General features: G+C 43.4%; 22 protein-coding genes. 8 read left to right on the top strand and 14 right to left on the bottom strand.

Annotation, left to right across the window (positions count from 1 at the left end):
- Positions 1–2: 2 nt before the first annotated feature.
- Genes fliP through MNR06_RS14600 form a run of 5 tightly spaced genes read right to left on the bottom strand, consistent with a single transcriptional unit; the run spans position 3 to position 3,398 of the window.
- Positions 3–752 (bottom strand): flagellar type III secretion system pore protein FliP, encoded by a 750-nt coding sequence (gene fliP, locus MNR06_RS14620; RefSeq protein WP_243540791.1) that lies wholly within the window; start codon positions 750–752, stop codon positions 3–5.
- A 5-nt stretch (positions 753–757) separates the two neighbouring features.
- Positions 758–1,441, bottom strand: a complete 684-nt coding sequence (locus MNR06_RS14615; RefSeq protein ID WP_243537128.1) for a FliO/MopB family protein — start codon at positions 1,439–1,441, stop codon at positions 758–760.
- 10 nt (positions 1,442–1,451) lie between these two features.
- Positions 1,452–1,832, bottom strand: a complete 381-nt coding sequence (gene fliN, locus MNR06_RS14610; RefSeq protein ID WP_243537127.1) for a flagellar motor switch protein FliN — start codon at positions 1,830–1,832, stop codon at positions 1,452–1,454.
- 15 nt (positions 1,833–1,847) lie between these two features.
- On the bottom strand, positions 1,848–2,852 hold the full coding sequence (fliM, locus tag MNR06_RS14605) for a flagellar motor switch protein FliM (RefSeq protein ID WP_243537126.1): 1,005 nt from the start codon (positions 2,850–2,852) through the stop codon (positions 1,848–1,850).
- A gap of 9 nt (positions 2,853–2,861) precedes the next feature.
- Positions 2,862–3,398: a flagellar basal body-associated FliL family protein gene (locus MNR06_RS14600; RefSeq protein WP_243537125.1), complete on the bottom strand. Its 537-nt coding sequence runs from the start codon at positions 3,396–3,398 to the stop codon at positions 2,862–2,864.
- Positions 3,399–3,649: 251 nt separating this feature from the next.
- Between MNR06_RS14600 and MNR06_RS14595 the strand changes: the two genes are divergently transcribed.
- The 3 genes from MNR06_RS14595 (at position 3,650) to MNR06_RS14585 (ending at position 6,001) form a co-directional block, all read left to right on the top strand.
- Positions 3,650–3,919: a CsbD family protein gene (locus tag MNR06_RS14595; RefSeq protein ID WP_243537124.1), complete on the top strand. Its 270-nt coding sequence runs from the start codon at positions 3,650–3,652 to the stop codon at positions 3,917–3,919.
- Between the two features lie 113 nt (positions 3,920–4,032).
- Positions 4,033–5,322 carry a flavin monoamine oxidase family protein gene (locus MNR06_RS14590; protein ID WP_243537123.1) on the top strand — a complete coding sequence of 430 codons (1,290 nt, stop codon included), beginning with the start codon at positions 4,033–4,035 and terminating at the stop codon, positions 5,320–5,322.
- 106 nt (positions 5,323–5,428) lie between these two features.
- Positions 5,429–6,001 (top strand): DUF4142 domain-containing protein, encoded by a 573-nt coding sequence (locus MNR06_RS14585; protein WP_243537122.1) that lies wholly within the window; start codon positions 5,429–5,431, stop codon positions 5,999–6,001.
- Between the two features lie 23 nt (positions 6,002–6,024).
- On the opposite strand, the gene MNR06_RS14580 is transcribed toward MNR06_RS14585, so the two are convergent.
- Entirely contained in the window at positions 6,025–6,876 is an 852-nt protein-coding gene (locus MNR06_RS14580) for an inositol monophosphatase family protein (RefSeq protein ID WP_243537121.1), read from the bottom strand.
- A gap of 130 nt (positions 6,877–7,006) precedes the next feature.
- On the opposite strand from MNR06_RS14580, the gene MNR06_RS14575 reads away from it, so the two are divergent.
- Complete coding sequence (locus MNR06_RS14575) at positions 7,007–7,810, top strand: SPOR domain-containing protein (protein WP_243537120.1); 804 nt, start codon at positions 7,007–7,009, stop codon at positions 7,808–7,810.
- Positions 7,811–7,866: 56 nt separating this feature from the next.
- On the opposite strand, the gene MNR06_RS14570 is transcribed toward MNR06_RS14575, so the two are convergent.
- The 3 genes from MNR06_RS14570 to MNR06_RS14560 all read right to left on the bottom strand — a co-directional run bounded on the left by MNR06_RS14570 (position 7,867) and on the right by MNR06_RS14560 (position 10,903).
- Positions 7,867–8,856, bottom strand: a complete 990-nt coding sequence (locus MNR06_RS14570) for a pectinacetylesterase family protein (protein WP_243537118.1) — start codon at positions 8,854–8,856, stop codon at positions 7,867–7,869.
- Positions 8,857–8,921: 65 nt separating this feature from the next.
- The gene (locus MNR06_RS14565; protein ID WP_243537116.1) at positions 8,922–9,518 is read right to left on the bottom strand and encodes a hypothetical protein; all 597 of its coding nucleotides are present in this window, start codon (positions 9,516–9,518) and stop codon (positions 8,922–8,924) included.
- Positions 9,515–10,903: a hypothetical protein gene (locus tag MNR06_RS14560; protein ID WP_243537115.1), complete on the bottom strand. Its 1,389-nt coding sequence runs from the start codon at positions 10,901–10,903 to the stop codon at positions 9,515–9,517. Before MNR06_RS14560 ends, MNR06_RS14565 begins: the two co-directional genes overlap by 4 nt.
- 185 nt (positions 10,904–11,088) lie before the next feature.
- Here MNR06_RS14560 and MNR06_RS14555 point away from each other — a divergent pair, with 185 nt between their 5' ends.
- Entirely contained in the window at positions 11,089–13,386 is a 2,298-nt protein-coding gene (locus MNR06_RS14555) for an ATP-dependent helicase (RefSeq protein WP_243537114.1), read from the top strand.
- A 64-nt stretch (positions 13,387–13,450) separates the two neighbouring features.
- Entirely contained in the window at positions 13,451–14,086 is a 636-nt protein-coding gene (locus MNR06_RS14550; RefSeq protein WP_243537113.1) for a hypothetical protein, read from the top strand.
- 66 nt (positions 14,087–14,152) lie between these two features.
- On the opposite strand, the gene MNR06_RS14545 is transcribed toward MNR06_RS14550, so the two are convergent.
- Positions 14,153–14,593, bottom strand: a complete 441-nt coding sequence (locus MNR06_RS14545) for a hypothetical protein (protein ID WP_243537112.1) — start codon at positions 14,591–14,593, stop codon at positions 14,153–14,155.
- 565 nt (positions 14,594–15,158) lie between these two features.
- On the opposite strand from MNR06_RS14545, the gene MNR06_RS14540 reads away from it, so the two are divergent.
- Positions 15,159–19,505 carry a tail fiber domain-containing protein gene (locus tag MNR06_RS14540; RefSeq protein ID WP_243537111.1) on the top strand — a complete coding sequence of 1,449 codons (4,347 nt, stop codon included), beginning with the start codon at positions 15,159–15,161 and terminating at the stop codon, positions 19,503–19,505.
- A gap of 20 nt (positions 19,506–19,525) precedes the next feature.
- Here MNR06_RS14540 and MNR06_RS14535 read toward each other — a convergent pair whose 3' ends face one another.
- Positions 19,526–20,707 (bottom strand): KamA family radical SAM protein, encoded by a 1,182-nt coding sequence (locus tag MNR06_RS14535; protein WP_243537110.1) that lies wholly within the window; start codon positions 20,705–20,707, stop codon positions 19,526–19,528.
- A 322-nt stretch (positions 20,708–21,029) separates the two neighbouring features.
- Here MNR06_RS14535 and MNR06_RS14530 point away from each other — a divergent pair, with 322 nt between their 5' ends.
- A complete protein-coding gene (locus tag MNR06_RS14530) occupies positions 21,030–22,346 on the top strand; it encodes a hypothetical protein (protein WP_243537109.1) in 1,317 nt (438 codons plus the stop codon).
- Between the two features lie 59 nt (positions 22,347–22,405).
- Here MNR06_RS14530 and MNR06_RS14525 read toward each other — a convergent pair whose 3' ends face one another.
- The 3 genes from MNR06_RS14525 to MNR06_RS14515 all read right to left on the bottom strand — a co-directional run bounded on the left by MNR06_RS14525 (position 22,406) and on the right by MNR06_RS14515 (position 25,071).
- A complete protein-coding gene (locus MNR06_RS14525) occupies positions 22,406–22,801 on the bottom strand; it encodes a hypothetical protein (protein WP_243537108.1) in 396 nt (131 codons plus the stop codon).
- Positions 22,802–23,002: 201 nt separating this feature from the next.
- The gene (locus tag MNR06_RS14520; protein WP_243537105.1) at positions 23,003–24,406 is read right to left on the bottom strand and encodes a hypothetical protein; all 1,404 of its coding nucleotides are present in this window, start codon (positions 24,404–24,406) and stop codon (positions 23,003–23,005) included.
- A gap of 11 nt (positions 24,407–24,417) precedes the next feature.
- Positions 24,418–25,071 (bottom strand): co-chaperone GroES, encoded by a 654-nt coding sequence (locus MNR06_RS14515; protein WP_243537104.1) that lies wholly within the window; start codon positions 25,069–25,071, stop codon positions 24,418–24,420.
- Between the last annotated feature and the right edge of the window lie 64 nt (positions 25,072–25,135).

Raw genomic sequence — 25,135 nt, 5'->3', positions numbered from 1 at the left:
CTCTAACCGAAACTTTTAACCATCGAACCAATTAATAATCCCCAACCATCAACCAAAACGAACAACATGATCTTGAAAGGTAATGAAATCACAACTGGCGGAAGCATCATCATACCCATGGCCATAAGCACACTGGCTGCCACGATATCGATGACCAGGAACGGAAGGAAAATGATGAAACCAATTTGGAAAGCCGTCTTAAGTTCTGAAACCACGAAGGCAGGAACTAAAACCATCGTCGGAACATCCGCACGGGTTTTTGGCTTTTCAACTTTTGATAATTTAATAAACAAAGCTAAGTCAGAATCACGGGTCTGATGAAACATGAATTTACGAAGCGGAGCCAAAGTATTATCAATCGCCACTTCTTGAGAGATCGTTCCCGCAAGATAAGGCTGAATACCTTTCGTATTTACTTCGTTAAATACCGGTTGCATCACAAAGAAAGTCAGGAATAAAGACAAGCCCACTAGCAATTGATTTGGCGGCATTTGTTGCACACCCATCGCTTGTCTTAAGAAGGATAGAACGATGATGATGCGAGTAAAACCAGTCATCATGATCAAGATCGCCGGTGCCAAAGTTAGCACTGTCATGATCAGAATCAATTTAACCGCGTTCACCACTTCATTTGGATTGTCTGTCGTTTTAAAACCAAGATTTACAGTTGGCAAAGTCACTTGCGCAAATGCGCTAGAGGCTACCAACAAGAAAAAAGGAATAAGTAATAAACTCCAGCGGGACCAATTCATTTTAATCACTGGAAAGACCTCATTCCCTTAAGTCTTTTAGAAACGATATCTTTAATACCGCTGATCGCGAATTCTTCATCGCTATCAAGGTCACGGGAAGCACGTTTTGCTACTGGAGCAGCCTCTTCCGTCTCATCGTCATTCGTGAAGCTTGCTTTTGGCGACATACCACCAAGAACTTTACCGAAATTTTGTGGAGCTTCTTCTGGAACTTCATCGTCCATCAAAGACAAAGGCTTGATCATGGAAATATTGTGATCAGTGATACCAATCAGGATCGACTCACCGGCAACTCTTACAATTGCCAAGCTTTTCTTAGGACCCAAATAGTGCTGTTGCAAAACTTTGATTTGAGTTTGGTGCTTTTTAGCTTTTGGAACAGAGTACTTACGCAGGAAGAAGTAAGCACCCGTACCCACCAAACCTAAAATCGAAAGTGTAAATAGAATGCGGAAAAGGCCACTGCCTTCTGAAGCTGCTTTCTTATTTTTATCAAGATTCAAAGGAATCTCTGACTCATGACGGTTGTCGATTTTATTTGTTTCAACAGCAGTAGCGGCTTCTTCCGAAACTGCTGCTGATGTTGTGTTTTCCGCAACCACTGCTGCCGCCGCTGTTTTTTCAACAACTGCTTCACCAGCTTGCGCTGAAACCGAAACCATAAAAATGAAAGAAAGCAACAAACGCATCTAATACCTCTTACTTAAGCTGCTCTACGCGCTCAGCCGGAGAAATAATATCAGTTAAACGAACACCGAATTTTTCATTGACCACAACCGCTTCACCGCGGGCGATCAATTTGTCATTCACGTAAACTTCCATGGGCTCACCCGCAAGTTTGTTAAGCTCAATAACACTTCCTTGCGTTAAGTTTAAAAGTTCGCTGACTGGCATTTTAGTACGACCCAGTTCAACGGAAACTTTTAATGGAATATCCAAAATTAAATTTAAATTTCTATCTTGGCTGCCGCTAAGGTCTGCTGCTGCAGATTTTTTAGCTCCGCCGCCGCCGCCTTCTGCCATGCCGGTTGCTTCCGCCACCAGCTGTTCAGCCAAATTATCTAAAGAATCGTCTGTCATCTATTCCCCCTGCTCTTACTTCTGCACCGGACGAGTTACTTGAACTGCCACTGTGCCGTGATGTATTCCGTAATAACCTTTAAATTTTTTAACGCCTTCAACTGTCACATCAAACTCACCAGAAGCATCCTGATCTAAAGGAAGCACGTCGCCCACTTTAAGATTCATCATGTCTTTAAGTTTGATCTCTGTTTCACCAAGATTCACTTTGATTTCCATGTCAGTTTCTAAAAGCTGTTCATGGATGATCGAAGTCCAAAGTTTTTTATCTGTTTGGTCTGACTCTACTTGGAAACCAGTGGAAAGTTTTTGTTTAATCGGCTCGATAGTCGCGTAAGGAATAACGATGGAAATAGTTCCTGTCGCGTTTTCCAATTCCACGTCAAATGTAGAAGCGATAACCACGTCTGTCGGAGGCACGATACCTACGAATTGTGGATTCACTTCGGTACGAACAAAAGAACAACCGATTTTTTCAATCGAAGCCCACGCTTGCTCTAGATCGTTGATCGCAAGACCCACGACTTTTTGCACGATGGAAAGTTCAATCGGAGTAAAATCTTTACCGTCAATTTTTGTATAAGGACGATCCGCGCCACCAAAGAAGCTATCTACTAATGCGTAAGCAAGCTTACTTTCGATAACGAAAAGGGCCGAACCACGCAAGTTACCAAAACGCAGAACGCTCATGCATGTTGGCATTGGCAATGTATTGATAAACTCACCGAATTTTAAAAATTCTGTGGACGTTAAAGTGATCGAAGCGATTTTACGAAGTGCTGAAGATAGAGAAACGCGGAAAGCTCTCATGAACTTTTCGTAAATAACTTCAAGCTGTGGTAGACGACCACGGATAATACGGTCTTGGCTGGTAAGATCGTAGGAAACAATCTTACGCTCATCGACCTTACCCAAGTTCTGCGCTGTTTCGGCCTTCGGCGAATCCGACGAGGCGACGTCGCCATCAGAGACGGCGGCTAACAGAGCATCTACTTCACTTTGCGATAGAACCTGATTCATAGTCCTGCCTTAGTTATAGATAAACTCAGTGAAGAACACGTTAGAGATCTTTCCTTGAACTAGGAAAGAGTTGATGGTGTCCTTGATTTCATTTCTTAGATTGTCTTTACCTTCACGCGATGAAACGTCTTCAAAGGACTTTGAAGACAGAATGATAATGATGATATCGCGTATTTGCGCTTTACGTTTTTCGATTTCTTCTAAAACGTGTTCACCTTGAACTTCAAGCTCCATATTCACTTTGGCAACTTTACGTCCTTTAGATCCAGCAAGATTCACGATAAAGGTTTCAAGTGGAATCACCTTACCGATAACTTCCTTTTGTTCAGTAGCTTCATGCGCTTGCGCCTGAGCTTCACCTTTAATAACGTGTTCGATTTTTGGTTCAGCCGCTTCTTTTTGGCGTCCTTTGTAAAGCATAAATCCAACGCCAGCGACGACGAGCATATTAATCACAGCTAAAGCAATTAATAGGATAGGCTTTTGTCCAGAACCGCCACCGGCTCCGGCACTAACTTCTGCTGCTGCTGCTTTTTCTTCAGCCATTCATCCTCCATGATGATGACCCACAAGGTGGTCCTTACGAAAAGGTAAGCAACTGGAATGCCAACAGGACTGTGGTCTAGACGGACAGACTGCGGTCCAACATATTTGATCTCAGGCAAATTTTGCCTGGGGGGAAAATGTTTCCGGTGCAATTTTTCTCTGACAGTAGTCAAAGTTTTGGCGGGAAGATTTGACTGTCCAGTATCAAAAAATAACGTGAGTGTTATAATTGAAAGCAACAGGAGGTCTTTATGAATAAAGATATCTTCGAAGGAAAAATCAAAGAGATTTCCGGTGAGCTCCGTAAAAAATGGGGTGAACTCACCGACGATGAGATCCAAAGAACTAAAGGTAATACGGAAGCTCTGCAAGGTCTAGTACAACAAAAAGTCGGACTATCTAAAGACGAAGCAAAACGTCAAGTAGATGATGTTATGGGACGATTTGAAGACTCTGGCGATACACTTTCCGACAAGCTCAACAGAGGAATTGATAAAGCGAAAGACAAACTTTCTCATTAGATAAAATATCAATCCAATCGAGGGCAAAACAAAAAGAGGATCATTAAAGATCCTCTTTTTGTTTTACGCCACTGTTGATTGAGCCCCTTGGTGGCCGCGCTTATCCTTAAGCCATGCCAAAGAAGAAGTCCATAGACGTTATTATCATTGGTGCAGGAGCGGCAGGCCTTTCCTGTGCTGCAAACCTTCTTGAGCAAGGTAAAACAGTCTTACTTTTAGAAGCTCGGGACCGCATAGGCGGAAGAGTTTATTCCGACAATCATTTTGAATATGGCGCTGAGTTTATTCACGGTGCTACGCCGGAATTTATTGAACACTTCGAAAAACATGCTTTGCCGTTTATAGATTCCAATGACAACAGTGCTACATATCAAGCTGGAAAACTGACCGAGAAAAAGGACCCTTGGAAAGATATTGAAATCATCTCTAAGCGCTTAAAAAAAGATCGCGAGCCCGATCAAAGCGTCACGGATTTTCTGCATCACCACAAATTTCCAGCGAAATCCGTCAATCAGTTCAAAGCTTATGTCGAAGGTTTTTATGGTGCTGACACGGATCTAATGGGCGAACGCTATTTGGCGCTGGCTGAAAAAACTGAAGATTCAAAACTTAATAAGCTAGACACCTTTCGTCCGGCGGTTCCCTATGTAAAAGTGCTTTCGCACTTGCTTACCGAAAAACAGAAGAAGCGCATTAAGTTCAAACACGTGGCAAAAACCATTCACTGGTCCAACTCCGCAGTCCAAGTTGAATGCTTAGCAAGCGGCAGGAAAAAGGTTTTAACTGCCAGCTATGTCGTTGTTACGGTTCCCCTAGGTGTGCTTGTAGGTGAACATCCTAAATCAAAAATTGAAATCATTCCTGATATCCCTGAAATAAAAACGCAACTGAATGTTTTTGAAATGGGCCATGTCCAAAAAATGGTTTTTAAGTTTAAAACCCGCTTTTGGGAAACTTTGACTGAAGCCGCCCCTGCGTTCTTAAGAGCGGATCCAGAATACTACTTCCCCACTTGGTGGACTCAAAATCCTGTGCGCACAAATTATCTTGTAGCTTGGCAAGGCGGACCGAAGGCTTTTGAAATGTCGAGATGGAGTGCGGATAGAAAAATAACCGCTGCTTTAACGACATTGGCGGAAGTGACCGCCAAGAATGTGCAATTTATAAAAGACCAAGTGCTTGAATCTCACAACCACAATTGGAGCGCGGATCCCTACACTCTCGGCGCGTATTCTTATACCCGAGTTCAGCATAAGAAAACTCCCCACAACTTTTCTTTGCCATTTGAAAAAAGAATCTGGGTTTGCGGAGAAGCCACAGCAAAAGGTTCTGCACAGGGAACAGTTCATGGTGCCATTGAACAAGGAAAGAAAGCGGCCTTACAGATTATAAAAACTTTGTAGTTTAAAACTACTATGTATGTTCGCTGAAATTAAATCAGAAACTTGCTCAAAACTGTATAAATGGGCGAGGCTGCCAAAAACAAACCACTCTTTTTGGAGGATTATAATGAACTTTAAGTTATTGGTAATTCCAGTTATAGCATCTCTTTCTGTATCGTTTGCCCATGCACAAAGTGGTCAAGGTGGGGGCAGCATGCAGGCTCCGTCGGCTACGCAAACAACGACGAACCTGACACAAGAAGAAGTCGCTGAAATCTTAAAAACAGCGAACGATGCAGAGATCGACATGGCTCAGGCTGCAAAACGCAGAGCTGAAAATAAAGAAGTAAAAGATTTCGCTAAACACATGGAAGAGCAACACAAAGAAAACAACAAAGAGGCAAAAAAGATCACAAAGAAAGCGGACATCGATATGAAAAATAACGACACTGCAAAATCTTTGAAAAAAGATGCTAAAGATAAATTAGCTGATCTTAAAAAGAAAAAGGGTGCGGACTTCGATAAAGCTTACATTGAAAACCAAATCGCAATGCATGAAATGGTTTTACGTGATCTTAACGAAAAATTTATTCCTGCGGTTCAAAACCCAGAGTTTAAAGCTTTCCTAGAGACAACCAAGTCCCACGTGCAAGAGCATCTTTCAAAAGCTCAGCAAATTCAGCAAAGTTTGAATCAATAAGCCGCCTGCATTTTGCGAATGGCTTATTGAGTTTCCTTACTTAAATGCTTTACGAGGACCTTTTGCATGCTGTGCACAAGGTCCGCATTTCCCGCCACGATCGAATTTTTATAAGGATCGTATTTTTCTCCGCGATAGGTTTCGACAACTCCACCGGCTTCTTCCACTAACAAGATTCCGGCACCTGCATCCCAGGGTTGAATATTTCTTTCCCAATAGCCGTCAAACACCCCACGAGCCACTTGCGCAAGATCGTAGGCAGCAGCGCCAGGACGACGAACGCCACGGCATTCGCGCACCATTTCATCGAAAATTTTCAACTGTTCAGCGATCACGTGTTCATGCTCTGACACAAATCCTGTAGCTAACAACGCTTTTTCAAGATTTGAATTTTTGCTGACCTTCAACGGACGCCCATTAACGAAAGCACCTTGTCCGCGAATAGCCGTGTAGGTTTCGTTTAACATCGGCACATCTATCACCGCGATTTGAATTTGTCCTTGGTATTCCAGCGCAAGGCTGATGCAGAAAATGGGGAACCGATGAATATAGTTCGTAGTTCCATCAAGGGGATCTAGAATCCAACGCCCGTGGGGACCCGCAGGCTTCCACTCGACCTTGGCCCCGGGAGAATTCGTCGCAGCAAAGGTTTCCTCGCCGAGGAATTCAATCTCAGGAAAATTTTTCTTAAGATGCTCTGCGATGACTCTTTCAGATTCTTTATCAGCTTCACTGACCAGTCCTGCTTGGAACTTTTCTTCAATGTGCTCTAAGTTACCGAAATAATTAAGAAGGACTTGCCGTCCCAAACTGACAGCCTTGATAGCTTGACCTAAGACTTGCTTCCAATCGTATGATTTTTCGCTATTTCCCACGAACACTCCTTTGGGCTAGGGCTCTGATCATTGACCAATTCCGGGACTTAAAGCTAACATGAACTAGGGGTCAAAGGAAGGGCCCTAAACTAAGCATTCACGCGAGTTTAATACTATGAGGATTGAAAAAATGAGTTCTAAAACTGATGCCGTCGTAAAACTAGCGATAGTTTTCTTTATCTCTTTGCTTTCTTTTTCTGTAGGTACCTTTGTAGGCAAAAAGTATAGTGACAATCAACATCAGCTTGCAGCTCTTGAACCGCAAAAAAATACTCATGGCACTGAGCGTGAAGTCGCTTCTGTTCATGGTGAAGAGCGCACGGGCGCAATGACCGATGAAGAAATCGCAAAACTTGCTGAAGAGTTTGTAGCTGATGAAACTGTTCCTGCGACAGCTGACGCTGGCCACGGCGAAGCACACGGCGAAACAGCACATGGAGAAGAACCAGCCCACGGCACTGAGCATTCTCCAACTCCGGGTCATGCACCTGCTGCTAAAACAGCGGATGCTCATAAGCCAGCAGCGACTGTTCACGAAGCTCCTACAACGCACACAGCTCCTCACGCGGAACCTTCAACGGCTGCTAAAAACATGGTTGAAGGTAAAAATCCTTCTTCTCACTCAGCTCCAACATCGAAGACTCAACCTCGCGTCCCAACAGCTTTACCTAAAGATGTGGCGCAATACGCTGTAGGTAAATTCACCGTGCAAGTTGCTTCTTATGCTGATGAAGCAGAAGCACAAAAAATGGCTTCAGGCCTTAAAACTCAAGGCTACAGCGCATTTTATGTACCAGCAAATATCAACGGTAAAACTTGGTTCCGTGTAAGCGTAGGTCAGTTTGCTACACAAAAAGAAGCGCAAACTTACCGCACTGAACTTTTAAGCAAAACAAAAGTTGGTTCTGCTATCGTTCAAAAAATCACTGAGTAATTTATAATCCTCTATTTTCAATTCCTAAAAAGCCCAACCCACAAGGTTGGGTTTTTTTATTGTGCGCCATAAAGACGATTGGCAAATGACCACGCAGATTCACCTTTAAGATCTTTCTGATTGTGACTGACGCCTCGTAATAAAAAAGTATGGGTCACGCTTTCTGAAATCCACGTTTCAACATTTGCATGCAGTTTCGCTGCAGCTTGAATACCCTTCGGCCCAAGCACTAAAGATCTATGGGCATCTGGGGAAATATCGCCAAACACCATCGACATCACAAGATCCTTTGTTCCTTGTAAAATCCCTATTTCCCAGGCGAAAAGTTTTAAAAACACCGGTCCCATATAAGGGGCTAACAAACCTTCATCCGAAGGATAATTTAAACCGGCCCTATTAAATCCATCTTTATAATCTTGATTTAACCTAGCTGAAAATTTATCCCAAAAAGTATTACCGAAATGAAGACCGGGACTGTCAGCAATAAGCAACTTCTTTGCTAAGGGATTTAAATAGGGCTCAATCGTAGATTTGCCATGGACAAAAGCCCCCAGCGCGCCTGCTGAAGATCCATAAACCGTGACCTTAAAAATTTTTGCGAACTGAATGACCTGATTTCGATGCAGATGTTCAAAAGTTAAAAGGATATTTCTGTAGCCATTATGATGAAGCGCAAGCTGCGGCTTGTAATAGGCCACATGATTACCTGAATGAACGTCGCCTGTACAATACGGAAGGTATAAAACAGAATGATCCGACCAGGGGTTCGTTGCAGATTCTTTTGCTATGACACTGGTTACGGGTTCCTTCAAAGGATTTAAAGAAGTCAGTGGAGTATTCCCGTAACAAGTCGATTCACTCCAACACGCGCCCCCACCCATGAATTCAATCAACAGTTTGTCTGAATTCTTCCGATCTAAAAAGACACTGTACTGTGCGCCGTTACCACACACGGCCTGGGGTATATCGATCTTTTCCCAAGTGCGCGCATGAACAAGTGAACAAAAGCCAACGATAAAAATTAATGTGTATTTTAATGTTGTCATGACACCGATTCTAAAAGGCATCATCCGAATTGAAATTATGTACTTTGATGACACAAGGCCAGTGTCTAGAAATTAAATTCGATTCCAATCCTTGCTAGAAGACTCCAGATAGGATTGGGATCAAAACCATCTCCCATCAGGGCTCTTCCTTCTGCGCCTGCAACCAACCCGACGGACTTATTGATAGGTAAAAGAAATTCTGTGCCGACCGCTAAAGCTGACATGAACTTCGCATCGGAACTATCTGTACGCCTTTCTGTGAATAAAGTCGAAGTCACTTCTTCTTTGAAGGCTCCAACACCACCCGCAGCATAAAGAGTTGAAATCATCTGTGGCGAAGAATGTTTAAAGAAATGATATCGTGCAAACAAAAGCGCATCCGTATGCATTCGGCGAAGCGATGAAGTCGCATTTCCCGATTCTTCTTTAAAGGAAGCATATTCTAACAACACGCTGTATTGCTGAAAATAATAAGCAATAGAATAATTCTGAGGTTTACGATCTTCAATTTCTTGGGATCCACTGCGCTCATAGCGCAACTCTGGATTCAGCAGAAAAAACACGAAGGAATTTTTCGGTGTTACCGCGGTTTTTTTCTTTACCGTCTGCGCACCGGAAAACACACCGCCAAAAATAATAAAAAGAAAGATTATTAATTTCATTTTTGGACTTCACTAAAAATAGCGGGAATACCTGTTTCTTCCCGGGATTCCGTAACTGCATCATCTTTATTTTGCTCAACTTTTTTTTCCTCGGATTGAATCTTCCAACCTTCTTCATTTTTGCAAATGTAAGTCTCTTTACGGTCGCTTGCAGAATTGCTCATTAAAGTCGACAGAAATCCGCACTCAGCTTCAGACATATCCGAAACAGAAGCCTGCAGGGTTTTCAAAAACTGAAGCGGAGAATAAAATTTTAAATCACCCAGCTGTTCAAAATCTTTTTTCATTTGCGGCAAAACTTTGATCACAAGTTTAGCCACCTGTCTGCGAGCCTGGCGGTCTTCTAGCTTTCTAGATTTGGCATACACATCAGTAAAGCTTTTCATCGTACGCGCAAAGCTTGTACCGATAGAATAGGAACCGCCCGTAATAAGATCTGACATATGACGGTTGCCGCCGCGGGCATGAAGCACAGAAATAAAGTTTTTAATTTGTGCTTCCGTAGGCAAAGCCAGTTTATCGGCCTTCTGATAACTTTTTAGACTGCGACTTGATTTTTCACTTGGCAGCGAATGGGAAATAAAATCTGTATCCCCGGTATACATCCATCCCCAGAAATCAGCTAAACCTTCATTCATACCGCGAAGAAGCGCCATATGATAATACAGATGAGCTTGAGTTTCAGAAAGCTCACTTACATCAGAATCTGCTGGCATCCCAATGCGATCACTCATCGCACGTTCTTCAATAAATGTTTTATCAAGGAAATCTGCACGATCATGGACTTGGGCAGAGGGCGTATTCAAGACAAGTTTATAAAACAAGGAATGAAAATGTTCGTGGGCTAGAATTCCGCCGTTTACCGCAATCGGCAGACCTTGATTTGTGAACGGAACAAAAAGCATGGAATCCGTTTTGCCATCGTAAAATGCATTGTTATTTCGGTTTTTACCTTTCACTTTGACGGCAACACCGACATCACGAGGATAAGTAAGCAATCCGGCCAGTCCTAACTCTTTATCAAGTAATGCTAGATTTTGAATATGACCATAGATAGTAACTAACTGTTGGGTCATTTCATTTGCTGGAATATAATCGCCATTTACATTTCGGATAAACCTTGATTTCGGTGCGACTCCATAAAGTTTTTGATCAACAACCTTTGGACTAAAAAAGAAGCGTGCAAACTTACCTGCCAGACTTTGCAGGTCATTAATCCCTAAAAGCTCCATAATTCCTAAGGAATAACCACCCTTAGAATTGTTTAACGGAGCCAACACCTTAATTGAACCTGATGGCGAAGACGAATCGGATTGCGGCGCGCAGGCGGACAATAAACCGCCACACAAAATTGCTGCTATGAACCAGGTATAAACGCGCTTCACAAAGTCCTCTCTTCGCACTATAAAACGGAGGGTCCCTCTCGCTTATTGACTTAACGCGTTATATTTGTAGTGTAAAGTTAGGAAAAACTCAATAAAAACTTAGGGATAGACAAACTTTGTCAGTCTCACTAAAGGTTCGACACTTCTATTGAGTCCCCGACAGATCTGAAGGTAAGGATGTAAACATGGATGTACTTGATTTTGTTACTAAAGATCTAAACCCACCACAAAAAGATGCGGTAGTAACCTTAGATGGCCCCGTTCTTATCCTTGCCGGCGCAGGATCAGGCAAAACCCGTGTACTTACCCACAGAATGGCCCACATCATTGGCCAAGGTGTTGCCTCAGCTGACGAGATCCTATGTGTGACCTTTACCAACAAAGCCGCCAAAGAGATGGAGCATCGCTGTTATAAGATTCTTGCAGATATGGGCGCTCGCATCCATTCCCAGCTTTGGATAAATACTTTCCATAGTTTCTGTGTGCGTATTCTTCGTCAGCACATCACGATGTTAGATTATAAACCGTTCTTTGGTATTTATGATTCTTCAGATACGTTAAGCCAAATTAAAAAAGTTATGACGGCTTTGGATATCAACGACAAAATGTATCCAGCTAAAAACTTTCAAAGCCGCATCAGTCAGGCGAAGATGTTGGGTCTGACTCCGGAAGGTTTAGAAAAATCATCCAAACGCTTGATGGATCAAAAAACTGTTGAGGTTTACAAAGCCTACGAATCAGAAATGCGTAAAGCCAACAGTCTTGATTTCGACGATCTGTTGATGAAGACCTATGAACTTTTCCGCATGTACCCTGATCTTTTAAAAATGTATCAGGAAAAATTCAAATACATCATGGTGGATGAGTATCAAGACACCAATCACATTCAGTATCTTTTAGTGCAGATGTTAGCGAAAGCCCACCGCAATTTGTGCGTGGTGGGTGATGAAGATCAGTCCATCTATAGCTGGCGTGGTGCGGATATTAAAAACATCCTGGATTTTGAAAAGGATTTTCCTGAAGCAAAAATTATCAAGCTAGAGGAAAATTATCGCTCAACTGCAAACATCGTGAATGCCGCGACCGCCGTTATTAAAAACAACACCGAAAGAAAAGATAAAACTCTTTTCACTTCCAACGATGCGGGCGACAAGATCCAAGTGCGTGAAGAAAAAAATGAATACGATGAAGCTCGCTTCGTCGCAAAAAATATTCAGACGATGATGAATGAAGGCGAAGGCACGTATAATGACTACGCCGTATTTTACCGCACCAATGCCCAATCCCGCGTACTTGAAGAACAACTTCGCACCTTAGCGATCCCTTACCGACTTGTCGGCGGCGTGCGCTTCTATGAGCGCATGGAGATTAAAGACATTCTTTCCTACATGAAGCTTGCAATCAACCCGGCTGACGATATCGCTTTAAAACGAATCATCAACGTCCCTGCCCGCGGCATCGGCAAAACGACAATTGAAAAGATCGAAGAATTTGCAAGCAAAAGAAATATCAGCATGTTTGAAGCTGCAAGCAAGGCCTGTGAAGAAAGAATCTTCAACGCTGGCACTACAGGCAAGATCCGTCGCTTTATCGAGCTGATGGAAGAACTTCAAGGAAGTGCTGTCAGTTTCCCTAAGCTCAGTCAATATTATGCGATCGTTTTAGATCGTTCTGAATACTTGTTGAACTTAAAAAAAGATGAATCACCAGAAGCTCAAGCTCGTATTGAAAACTTAGAAGAACTTGATAATGCCATTGCACAATTTGAAAAAGAGCGTGGTGACGAAGCGACCATCCGTAGTTTTCTAGAAGAGATGGCTTTAGTCAGCGATGTGGATACTTTAAACCAAGAACAAAACTCTGTGACCTTGATGACTTTGCATATTTCTAAAGGCCTAGAATATCCTTATGTGTTCGTCGTCGGCATGGAAGAAAATCTTTTCCCTAGCAGCCGCAGCCTTGATAACGATGGTGAAGAGGATGTCGAAGAAGAACGTCGTCTTGCCTATGTGGGCATGACTCGTGCGCGAAAAAAGTTGTGGCTGACCTTCACAAAAATGCGTCGCGTATGGGGACAAGAGCAAATGAATCCGCCGTCAAGATTCATTCAAGAAATTCCTCAAGAACTTAAGGATTTCAAAACGGCAGCAGAGGGCCCACGCTTCATCAATCGTTATGGCTCTAGCTCTTATGATACCGATGAGTCATCATACGCAAGTCCACGCTGGGGAAGTCTAAGTTCTGATCGCAATAAGGCCCGCCAACCAAGCTTTGATGATGCTCAAGATTTCCCAGATTACGAAAATGAAGGGTCATCCAAAGCCGCTTTCAGCAAAGGAATGCGCGTTCGTCATCCCACTTTCGGTGCCGGAACTATTTATGCTACCGAAGGAACTGGAGAGAACTTTAAAGTCAGCGTAATGTTCACTGATAACACCGTTAAAAAGTTCGTCGTGAAATACGCACGCCTTGAACGAATTTAATTTCAGATTGACTCCTTTTGCAGATCAAACAATTATTTGATCGTTAAACAACAAGGAGTCTTTAATGAAGTTATTTACAATCGCCGCGTTGGTATTGGCTTTCACAGTAAGTGCGCAAGCACAAAAAAGAACAAAAGCACCTGGAACTCGCGTTTCTAAACAAACTCAAACTGAAAGAAGTTATACAACGACTTCTAACAATTCTTATTCTTACGGTGGTTCGTTCACACACGAAATTTTCTTTAACTTAACTGGCAGCCGTTCAGGTGGAAGCTATCTTTCATTCAAAGAACACAAGGATGGTGATACAGCGACTGTTCTTGATGTTGGTGGTACTTACCTTCGTTACTGGAAAGACAATATGCAATACGGTGTTGAGGCCCGTTTCCGCAGTCTTTCTAAAGAAGCATCTGCATCCCAAAAAAGTGCAACTCTATTCGATGCACTTGGTGTTGGTGTTTATAATTTGAATAGCGATCTAGATGATTCAATCTATGCGAAAGCAGGTTTCGGCTTGTATTCGGTACTTAATGATGACGGCGATGGCTACGAAAACAAATTCGGCTTCTTCTTAGGTGCCGGTAAACGCTTCGCTTTGTTCAACAATGTCGCGTATGCTCCTGAACTACGCTTAGTAAAACGTGGCGACATCGATATGGCGATTCAAATCGATTTCTTGAATGCATCTCTTCACTGGTAATTTGAAAAAAATTAGATAATTAAAAAACCCGGGCATAAGTCACACAGCCCGGGTTTTTTAATTTTATTAATACAACTTTTCTTTCTTCGTCTCTTTGATCACCGAACAAATCAAACGATCCTGATCAGGCACTCCATTTCGATAGAATTTAAATTCACCAAAATACGTCCCATCAGAAGCGACACTGTTCACATGAAGAGTCAGCTCAACCTGTTCACCTTTATAAATAACTAAATTTTCGGCACACACAACTTCGCCATTCTTTTTAGGAACACAACGGTGCCTTTCGCCAAACACTTTGACGGGATGACTTTCATAAGTGGTTGCACCATGTTCGAAATGTTGAATTTGAAGATAAGTCTGAGCCACTGAGTAACCTGGAATTGTGATCACCTCATAGGCCATGTCAGGAATAGAAGGATGGGGATAACACGAAATTTGAAAGGCCCTGCCCAGGCTAGGTGCCAGGTTTAAAAGGCAGACCATCGCGAAAATTAGCTTCTTCATAAAACTCCTTTTTTAGGTTCGTTAAAAATAGCCACGCCAACCTAGTGCAAGCGGCAAACCAAGTTTCGTCTTCTTCAAAGGCGTTTCATTTTGAGATTAGGCATTGATGTGCGCCGAACCCGTCCAAAATCGTGGACACAGACTCTTAGCGTTTAGAATAAATCTTGGATTTGAAAACTGTATTCCATTTTAAATGATTTTCACGGTGTTAGCGCGTTGGCCCTGCGGTTGCAATCTGATAAAGGCAGGACGAGCTAAGAAAGCCCGAAACCTTGTCAGAGGAATCAAGAAGATCCCTAGCTCAGGAAGAGCACTGACAATAATAGTAGTGAGCAAGCATGCTCGATCGTCCATGGAATTTAAATTTTGAAGATGTACCCCAACATCTTTGCCACATGGAATGTGGCTCCTGAACCGGGCCTCATTTTCCTAAGTTCTCTCCCCTTAGGTTAGGAAAGTGAGGCCCCAAGTATGGGACTGAATCATCTTGAAACAAAATCATTAAGCAAACCTTAACGAATTAATTTAACTCAGTATTTTCTGTCAAAGATCCGATAAGAAGTTCATGAAAACCGGAACTTTCTTGTCCATTCTAATTACTTTTTTAATCCCTGCATTTGTATTTGCGGCACCAAAGAACTTCACCTATCAAGGTCGAATCGTAAAATCGGATGGTCAACCGCTTGAATACAATAACGTCAGTTTTCTTTTTGAAATCACCAACCCTAACGGAAGCTGTGTCATTTACCGTGAACAAAAAGACGGTATCAACATGCAGAATTCTAAAGGGATATTTGATGTTCCCATCGGTAGCGGCACTAAGCTTTTCCCTGCAGATCCAGTGTTCACCTTGCTTGATGCTTTTAATAACTCGGAAGTTCAGAACTGTTCCGGTGGCTCAACTTACACTCCAATTGCTGGCGACAACCGTGTTTTAAAAGTTCAATTCCATGATGGCACCGGCTGGAAAGTTATCGATCCTCCCAATGAAATTCGCACCGTTCCTTTCGCGGGATATGCTAGTTCAGCTGAAAAATTAGGTAATAAAACGGCGAATGATTTCGTTTTAAAAACGGCTTTGCAAACGTGCGCAGTCGGCCAGTACTTAACTTTCGACGGCACAAACTTCGTCTGTCAAAACGATGCCGGCGGAGCTGGAATGCTTTCAGATATAAACGTTACAGCCCCTATCACTAAAGGTGGTACTGCAACAATCCCAACTATTGGCATCTCTGTTGGTACGACCGCAGGTACAGTTGCTGCTGGTAACGACGCGCGCTTCACTGATGCTCGTACTCCGACGGGCTCTGCTGGCGGTGACCTTGGTGGCCTCTATCCAAATCCATCGGTGACGAAAATTCAAAACATCGTAGTTTCTTCAACGGCGCCAACAGTCGGCCATTATATGAAATTCGATGGCGCACAATGGTTGAGTGCTGTTATCGGAATGGCTGATGTGACGGGCCTTAATGCCACTTTAAATACTTATCTTTTAAAATCGACTTTTGACGGTTACGTTTCCGCGGCTGGTTGTGCTGCTCATGAGACCATGTCTTGGAGTGCGATTTTTGGTTTTCAATGTATTCCTATTAACGTTTCCCTAGCTGGTGATGCGAGCGGTGCTATTGGTGCTGTGAGTGTAAATAAAATTAAAGGTATCACTGTCGATACCACCGGTCTTACTGCGGGTCAGACTTTAAAATACGATGGCAGTAAATTTGCCCCAGCCAATGATAACAACACTGGTACTGTCACGAATGTCGCTACTGGCACTGGTTTAAGCGGTGGTCCAATCACTTCTACTGGAACTATTTCCTTAGCTAATACGGCAGTCACTGCGGGTTCTTATACTCGTGCAAATATCACGGTCGATGCTCAAGGTCGTTTAACAGCAGCAAGCAACGGCGCATCGGTAAATCTAGCATCTGAAGTGACTGGCACCTTGCCAATCGCAAATGGTGGTACTGGAGCAACGTCAGCTACGGCTGCTTTCAATGCGCTTTCTCCTTTAACAACTAAAGGTGATATCGCAGTCAACGATGGAACTAATGACATCCGTTTGCCTGCTGGAACCAATGGTCAGGTGCTTTCTGCAAACTCAGCGCAAGCTTCGGGTTTACAATGGATCACTCCGACTTCGGGTACTGTAACAAGTGTTGCAACTGGCACTGGGTTAAGTGGTGGTCCTATTACTTCCACTGGAACTATTTCTTTAGCAAATACAGCGGTCACTGCGGGTTCCTATGGTTCTGCGACTCAAGTTCCAACTTTCACAGTGGATGCCCAAGGTCGTTTAACTGCGGCTTCTAATACTGCTATCACCTTCCCGGTGACTTCGATTGCGACTAAAACCGGAGCTGTCACTCTTGATTGGGGTGATATTAATAACAACACTGGTGATTACTTAACTTACCGTCCTAACAACGTCGCTTGTACCGATGGACAAACTTTGAAATGGATCAATGCAAACTCGCGTTGGGAGTGTGCTAGTGATAACAACGCTGGTGGAACTGTGACTAGCGTTGCTACTGGCACGGGCTTATCGGGTGGACCAATCACGGGTTCAGGAACAATTTCTTTAGCAAACACAGCGGTCACTGCTGGTTCTTATACTCGCGCAAGTATCACTGTCGATGCTCAAGGTCGTTTGACTGCGGCAAGTAACGGTCCCGCAATCAGCTTAACTGCGGATGTGACAGGAACTTTGCCTGTGGCAAATGGCGGTACAGGTGCAACGACTGCGGTTGCTGCATTTAACGGTTTATCTCCACTAACTACCAAAGGTGACATCGTTGTTAACGATGGAACGAATGATGTGCGCGTGGCAGTTGGAACCAATGGCCAAGTGTTATCAGCAAACTCTGCACAGGCTTCAGGCGTACAATGGATCACTCCTACATCTGGAACTGTGACTAGTGTTGCGACTGGCACTGGCTTGACTGGTGGACCTGTCACTTCAACTGGAACTATTTCTTTAGCCAATACTGCAGTGACCCCGGCTACCTATGGCTCAACTACTGCAGTGGGCACATTTACAGTCGATGCTCAAGGTCGTTTAACCGCAGCATCTAACGCGGCAATTGCTTTCCCAGTGACTTCTGTTGCCACTAAAACTGGCGCAGTCACATTAGACTGGGGTGATATCAATAATAACACCGGCGATTATTTAACTTATCGCCCAAATAATGTGGCGTGTACGGATGGTCAAACTTTGAAATGGATCAACGCGAACTCACGGTGGGAGTGTGCGGCTGACAATAATGCCGGCGGTACTGTGACGAGTGTTGCGACAGGCACAGGCCTTACTGGTGGTACCATCACTTCAACGGGCACAATTTCATTAGCAAACACAGCGGTGACTGCGGGATCTTATACTCGCGCCAGCATTACTGTAGATGCTCAGGGTCGTTTGACCGCGGCTAGCAGTGGTCCTGCGATCAGCTTAACTGCGGATGTGACTGGAACTTTACCCGTAGCAAATGGTGGCACGGGTGCGACCACTGCGGTTGCTGCATTTAATGGCTTATCTCCACTGACAACTAAAGGTGACATCGTTGTAAACGATGGTACGAACGATATACGCGTTGCCGTTGGTACGAACGGACAAGTTCTATCAGCAAACTCGGCACAAGCTTCTGGCGTACAATGGATCACGCCCAACGCAGGAACTGTGACAAGTGTCGCGACTGGAACTGGCTTAAGTGGCGGTCCTATCACGGGCTCAGGAACTATTTCCCTTGCTAACACGGCGGTCACTGCGGGTTCTTATACTCGCGCTAGCATCACTGTGGATGCCCAAGGCCGTTTAACTTCAGCAAGCAGCGGTGGCGCCATCAGCTTAACTGCGGATGTCACCGGAACTTTACCTGTTGCTAACGGCGGTACTGGCGCTTCTTCCCTGACTGGTGATCGCTTGATGGTGACGAATACAACCGGAACTGCATTAATTCCTTTCACTTGTTCGACGGGACAATTGATTACGTTTAATGCGTCTGGAGTAATGGGTTGTACAACTTATTCTTCATCAACTCTTGCTACTAACGGTGGTAACACTTTAGGTGCTGCTCTTACGCTGGGAACAAATGATGCGCAAAGCGTAGTTTTAGAAACAAATGGCGTTGGTCGCTTAAGTATCAACTCTGCTGGATCCATCAGTATGCCAGGCTCAGTCGCTACCGGTAACATCACTGCTGGCAGCCGTATTGAGATGGCCCGTGATGGAGCCGCAAACGGCATCATCCAAGCTACCGGTACTGGAACTGATGGCCAACGATCTGCAATCTCGTTCAACTCCAACAGTACCACTGGCGAAATTCAAAACATTAAGTTCCGTATTTTTGACTCTGATATGATCCAAATCATTCAGCAATCAGCCGGTTCAAGATGGATGAAAGTATATGGAGCAGGCGGAAATCTCACCTCACCTCCGGCTTGGGCTGGTGGTTTATGGGCGTGGGATGCCTACGTCGAAGGTTCCATCGCACTTGGCACAAATGGTGGTACGAATGTCATGTTCCAATCAACAGGTCACGGAACCATGGCCGGATCACTGACGCAAAATTCAGATATCCGTTTAAAAGAAAATATCGAACGCATTCCAAGTTCCTTAGAAAAAATTGAACAATTAAATGGTGTGACTTACTATTGGAAAGACCGTAAACGCGATCCAGACAAGCAAATTGGTTTGATCGCTCAGGATGTTCAAAAAGTTTTCCCAGAAGCGATCCGCGTTTCAGATAAAGGTATCTTGTCGGTAGCCTACCAAAACTTAGTAGCTCCATTGGTTGAGGCCGTCAAAGAACTTCATAAAATGTACATAGATCAACAAGCAGAAGTGGATGCACTTAAAGAAGAAAATCGTTTGTTGAAGGAACGTTTGGATCGTCTTGAAGAAAAGATGAATGCGCAATAGCGAACTGCCCGCAGGCACTTTTAACGTTTACTGTTTTTTAGATCAGACCATTCTTTTTCAAAGCCCGAGATATCGGGCTTTTTTATTTTCTCAGGTGCAGGGCTGACGTACTGAGCTTCCACCCCGTCCCAGCCTAAATAATGCCTCACTCTTCCCTCCTGCTTCGTTTCGAAGTTAGGAACGAGATAAGTTTTGCCACCACCATTTGGAATATCGACTGAAAGATTTGGCATCGCTAAACCCGATAGATGGCCCCATAGTTCTTTTTGAATTTCTAAAGAGTCTTCAATCGATGTGCGTAAATGGTCGGTGCCCATCGAAGGATCGCATTGGAACATGTAGTACGGCTTTACACGCAAATATAAAAGTCTGCGGTTTAAAGCTTGGATAAGTGCGGGATGATTGTTGATGCCGTTTAATAGCACCATCTGATTCATTACCGGCACTCCGTTATCGACAAACTTTTCTAAGGCCTCTGCTGCTTCCGCCGTCAGTTCGTTAGGGTGATTAAAGTGTGACATCAAAAAAACGGGCTTATTCTTTTTTAATATCTTCACCAAATCATCTGTCACACGCATTGGGCACACCACCGGCATGCGACTGCCTATACGAATGATTTCCACATGGTCAATACGGCGAAGGTCACTGAGTACACGATCTAACTGCGCATCGCTGATAGTCAGCGGGTCGCCGCCAGAAAGAATCACTTCACGAATGCCCGGATGAGATTTGATATAAGCCAGGGCCTTTTCATATTCCTCATTTTTGATAAAAGCTTGCTCTTGTCCCGTGAAATGCTTGCGTGTGCAGAAACGGCAATAAACACTGCAAATATCGGTCACTAAAAAAAGGGCGCGGTCTGAATAACGATGAATAATTCTTGGTGCAGGGTTATTGCGCTTTTCACCCAAAGGATCCAGCATCTGCTGACTGCCCTCTTCGATTTCAAATTTATGAGGCATCAGTATTTGGCGAATAGAGCTTCCACCGTCTTGGGCCAAACTTGCGTAATAAGGTGTCGTGCGAATATTAAATAATTCCTTACCACCTTGAAAAGCCGCTTTTTCATCGGCCGATAATGCAAAAACACTTTCAAAATCTTCCTGGGTCTTTAAGGAATGACGAAGCTGCCACGTCCAATTGTTCCAATCGGATTCACTAATTTCAGGTGGTTTTGGACTGCGGGGAAAATGAAACTTCATCGAGGGAGGTTATGAATGAATCCCATTAAATAGGCAAGATAGCATTTAAATGGTGCCCAAATTGGTCGTTTTTTTGGTGTTTTTAAAAAGGATCGCCGTCGGTGCTAAGTCATTAAAATTCCCAGGCTTTAATGCATTCCCAGGCTGAGACACCAGATCTTTGACAGTCAGGGGTTCCAGCCACCCTCATCTCAACATGAGAAGTCTTAATAATTTTAGCGGCTTAGATGCCCACTACAAACAGGGCCCGGTTGGCTCGTCCCTCGCTTTAGTAATAAGTAGAAAAAAGGGACGGGATGTTCCCTATAACCAGGAGGACTTTATGAATTTCACTTACCCTAAAAAACAATGGGTTATGACGACAGCTTTACTAGCTGTTTTAGGCTTTAATGTGTCTTTTAATTCTTATGACAAAGTGGCTTCTGCCGATTTCGCATCTGTGGAATCTGTTGAAACTAAATTGGCAACTGCAGACGGCGTTCTGGCAGTGACATACTTTAAAGTAGATGAAAATGATAAAGTTACCGCGCGAATCAAACAACTTACTGAAGGTAAAATCTGCGACACGTGTGAAACACGTTCTATCCAGTTAAATTCTACAAGCCTACAAAATGTTGATGATCTTAATGTGTTAGTAGCTAAAGCACTTGTCGCTGAAACTACGACTGCAAAAAAAGAAACCAAGAAAGACAAAAAGGACAAGAAAGACGATAAAACTGAGATCCTAGAAAAAATTTCAGAGAAATGCGAAAAGCACGATGAAGATGCTGAAAAACTTCAATGCTTAACTCCAAAATTCTTAGATGCTTTGAAAAAAGATAAAGAAGACATTTCTGAAGCTGAAGCAATGGATTTCTTCAAAGATGAAATCGAAAAGCTCATCAAAAATGAAATGCATGATTCCCACAGAATTGCCATGAAAAATCTTAAATCAAAAATCCGTGGTTCATCATGGGACTATTATGATGAAGAAGACGAATCAAGAGATGCTTCAGAAGTTCTTGAAGAAACTCTTGAGTTAGTAAAAGAGCTTCACGGTAAAATTCCGTCAAAATATAAAGATGTAAGAAAACGTCTTTTCAAGATCCAAACGGAAATCGTTGACGAAGAGGCGTTACAAGTACAGCGCACTATCGTTCAATCAAGTCGCCAAACGGACCCACGTGAAAGACTTTTATTGCACCAAGAAGCTGACGGCAGAAATTACTACTTAAACGAAATCCTTAAAGGATTGAATCAAAGTTCAGTAGAAGGTATGTCTGATGCACGCAGATCAGGATTCTTATCTGCCTCTGACCGCGATATTTTTGGCGACACTTGGGGCAACTACGCATCTGAAATCAGACGTAGCATGAACCAATTCCTTTACGAATATGCAGCAACTGGCAAAACACCTTCTTCGCTTGTAGCAGGCGCTTACGACTTAGGATCTGGGTATGGAACTCGCCTTGCAAACCCAGGCCGCAGTAGTGACTCTGTTCTAGTGAACACAAGAACAGGGACTCGTTTAGATGGCCAAACAACGTCGTCAGTAAACATCCCTAAAGATAACGTGAATATCACTTTCGGAGAAATGACTGCGATTTCCGACGCATCAAAAGATATGAGAACTAAAATCCGCAAAGTTTTCGGCAAATAGTTCTAAGATAAAAATTGAAAGTTTCCTCCACGGGTCCATGCTGGGCCCGTTTTTTATTTTTATCGCATCATCACTTTTATCTGCACTACCTCAAATGGCTGCAGGGTGGTTAAGTACATACGGATCGTACGAACTCGCATTAAAGGAAACCTATCTGCTCGCTCCATACCCGCACTATAATCCCCTTCAACTTGCCAGATGGGCATAGACATGCGGCTAAAGTTAACCACTTCCGCCCTTTGAATTCGCGCCCCAGAACTAAGAATTTGCACGCGAACTTCAGAATATTCCGGGGTGTTTTTTTTATTCGATAATTCAGCGAGGGTCATCGTTTCAGCAACTACAAACTGATTCACGACTTCCACCCACGGGGCTTCATTGGGGGCATTTTCTTCAGCAAAAGAATTAAGGACGAAAAAAACGGGCATTAAAAATAAGACGATTTGTGATTTCATTGCATCCCCCTACCTTCCTGGCTAGGAAACGAAGACTCTTTCATCATAATCTATTTGATAAAAATTGCCGCACGACTCTTAACACCTGTTTTTAGGCAAAAAAAATCCCGGGGGACTTTCGCCCCCCGGGCCCTGCTCACCACCAAACAAGAAGAATCAAGTAGTCATCAAGCTGTCGTACAAGTTGCAATCACGTCGTAATCAAAAGCTGATGGCGGCTTTAGATGCAAATCCATATGTAAAGTCACTTCCCAAACCTTCAGCACCGTTTTTCCAAGCGCTGCCAGGGAAAAGAAGTCCTAGCTGATTCACCCACTGAATTTTTTCAGATGGTTTGTAAATCAACTCGATATCCCATTCTAGACCTAGATCTTTTGTGGAATCAACTGAGTTTTTTACGCTGTTCAATAATTGTCCGTACACCAAAGTGTTGCGAACATCGAAGCGTTCATTCCAAACATAGTTTGCTGAAGGAGCGATGTAGATCGCGTTGCTGATGGATTCATCATCAGCGGAGTTTCCGACAGTAAGATTAGAATTTGAGCGTCCAACATTCGTGTTTAAGAAGTCATGCTGGCCCAATCGATGATTGAACATCAACATCGCCACATCATAATTTTTATTAAATGCGTAACCACCAAACTCAGTGGATTCAGCATCATCTCCAGTGGCCATGCCGGCTTTCAAAGACCAATCCCATTTAGATTCTAATTTCGGGATATAGAATTCAGCAGCGATACCATAACCATTTACGCTGATATCTTCTGTGCCATTTGAAATTCCCGTTTCGCCAGTTTGAAAACCTGCCTCGACTTTAAAACCAAAAGAATCAAAACCGCGACCTAAAACGAAGTTAGTTCGTTGGATGTTAAGATCAGAGGTTGCCACAGCACCAACACCACCGTAAGCAGTGATTTGATCAGCACTGTAATCAAGGGCTGACTGAGCCCCACGGATATTTTCCTGAAATACACCGATTGTTGATTTATTTTCTTCGCTTTCATACTGAAGTTGGAATCCAGTTGATGAAATAGTCTTACCTTGGCCAAAACCAGATCCAGATTGTTTGCGGCTTAACACCGGCATAAAGAACCAGTCGCCGACAACAATTTTGTAGGCAACCATGTCACGGCTATCATACCAGTGATCGAAGGCCCCTTTACCTGCACTATAAGTTAACCCTAAACCAAATTCAAAAGGAGCACGTCCTACGATCAAAGCCCCATACTCTTGATTTACATTTAGGTATAAATGACTAGTTTGAATGCTTGTAGTTCCTTGATTATTAGAAACAGCTTTTGAACCAGTGGTGTGATTGTTTAATCCCCAAATTTCACCTAGCTGTGAGCCTTCGTAAGAAGTGTTAGTCAGCAAATCAAAACGAGAAACAACATTCACACCATCAGCAGCAATAATTTTTGGGCTTAGGTACAAAGAGTTTAAACCATAAGCTTTGCGTTCCCCAGGTGTCCCTAATGTTGGGCGGTCTACTTCCGTCCATTCGAAGCGATATCCACCAGTCCAATCAAGTGTCATGGCTTGCGCACTGCTAGCAAATACCGTCAATGCCAAACCCAATACTTTAACTAAGTTCTTCTTAAACATTTAAAATCCCTTTATTTGGTAACAACGCCCAAGACATCCGACTCGCGAAGGATGATTAGATCTTCATTTTGAATTTTGATTTTAGAACCCGCGTATTCAGAAAACACCACGCGGTCGCCAACGACAACATCCATAGCTAGGATATGGCCTTTTTTATTCATATGACCGCGGCCCACAGCAACCACATAACCTTCAAGGTTCCCAGACACATCAGAAACAGTATCCGGGATGTACAAACCACCCGCCGTCATTTTTTCAGTACCAGAAACTTGCACCATCAAACGATCATCCAATGGAGTTACAAAACCGCTAAGATCTAAAGTTTTAGCCGGTTTTGCGGCCGAAGCATTGAATGCTAAATGGCCAGGAACTTTCATCGCTGTTTTTGCTGACGCTGCTTTCTTTGGAGTCACCGCTTTTGCCGAAGCTTTTTTCACTGCTGCTTTTTTCGCAGGAGCTTTCACAGCGGCTTTTTTAGCAACCGGCTTTTTAGCAACCTTCGCTGTGCTTTTTGAAACGGCTTTTTTTGCTGCAGCTTTTTTAGCTACCGCTTTTTTCACCGTTTTAGTTTTTTTAGTTACTTTTTTTGGAGATTTTTTTGACACAGCCTTTTTAGGGGCTTTCTTAACATTGGCTTTTTTAGCAGAAGTTTTCTTCTTTGCCACAACCAATCCTTTCTTCAAAACGAGCTTTGCAAAATATAGAGAGGCTCATTTGCTTCAGAGAGAG

The organism is Bdellovibrio reynosensis (genome assembly GCF_022814725.1).
GTDB lineage: Bacteria > Bdellovibrionota > Bdellovibrionia > Bdellovibrionales > Bdellovibrionaceae > Bdellovibrio > Bdellovibrio reynosensis.
Note: the sequence above shows the minus strand (reverse complement) of the source record. Positions and strands in the feature narration are given on the sequence as shown.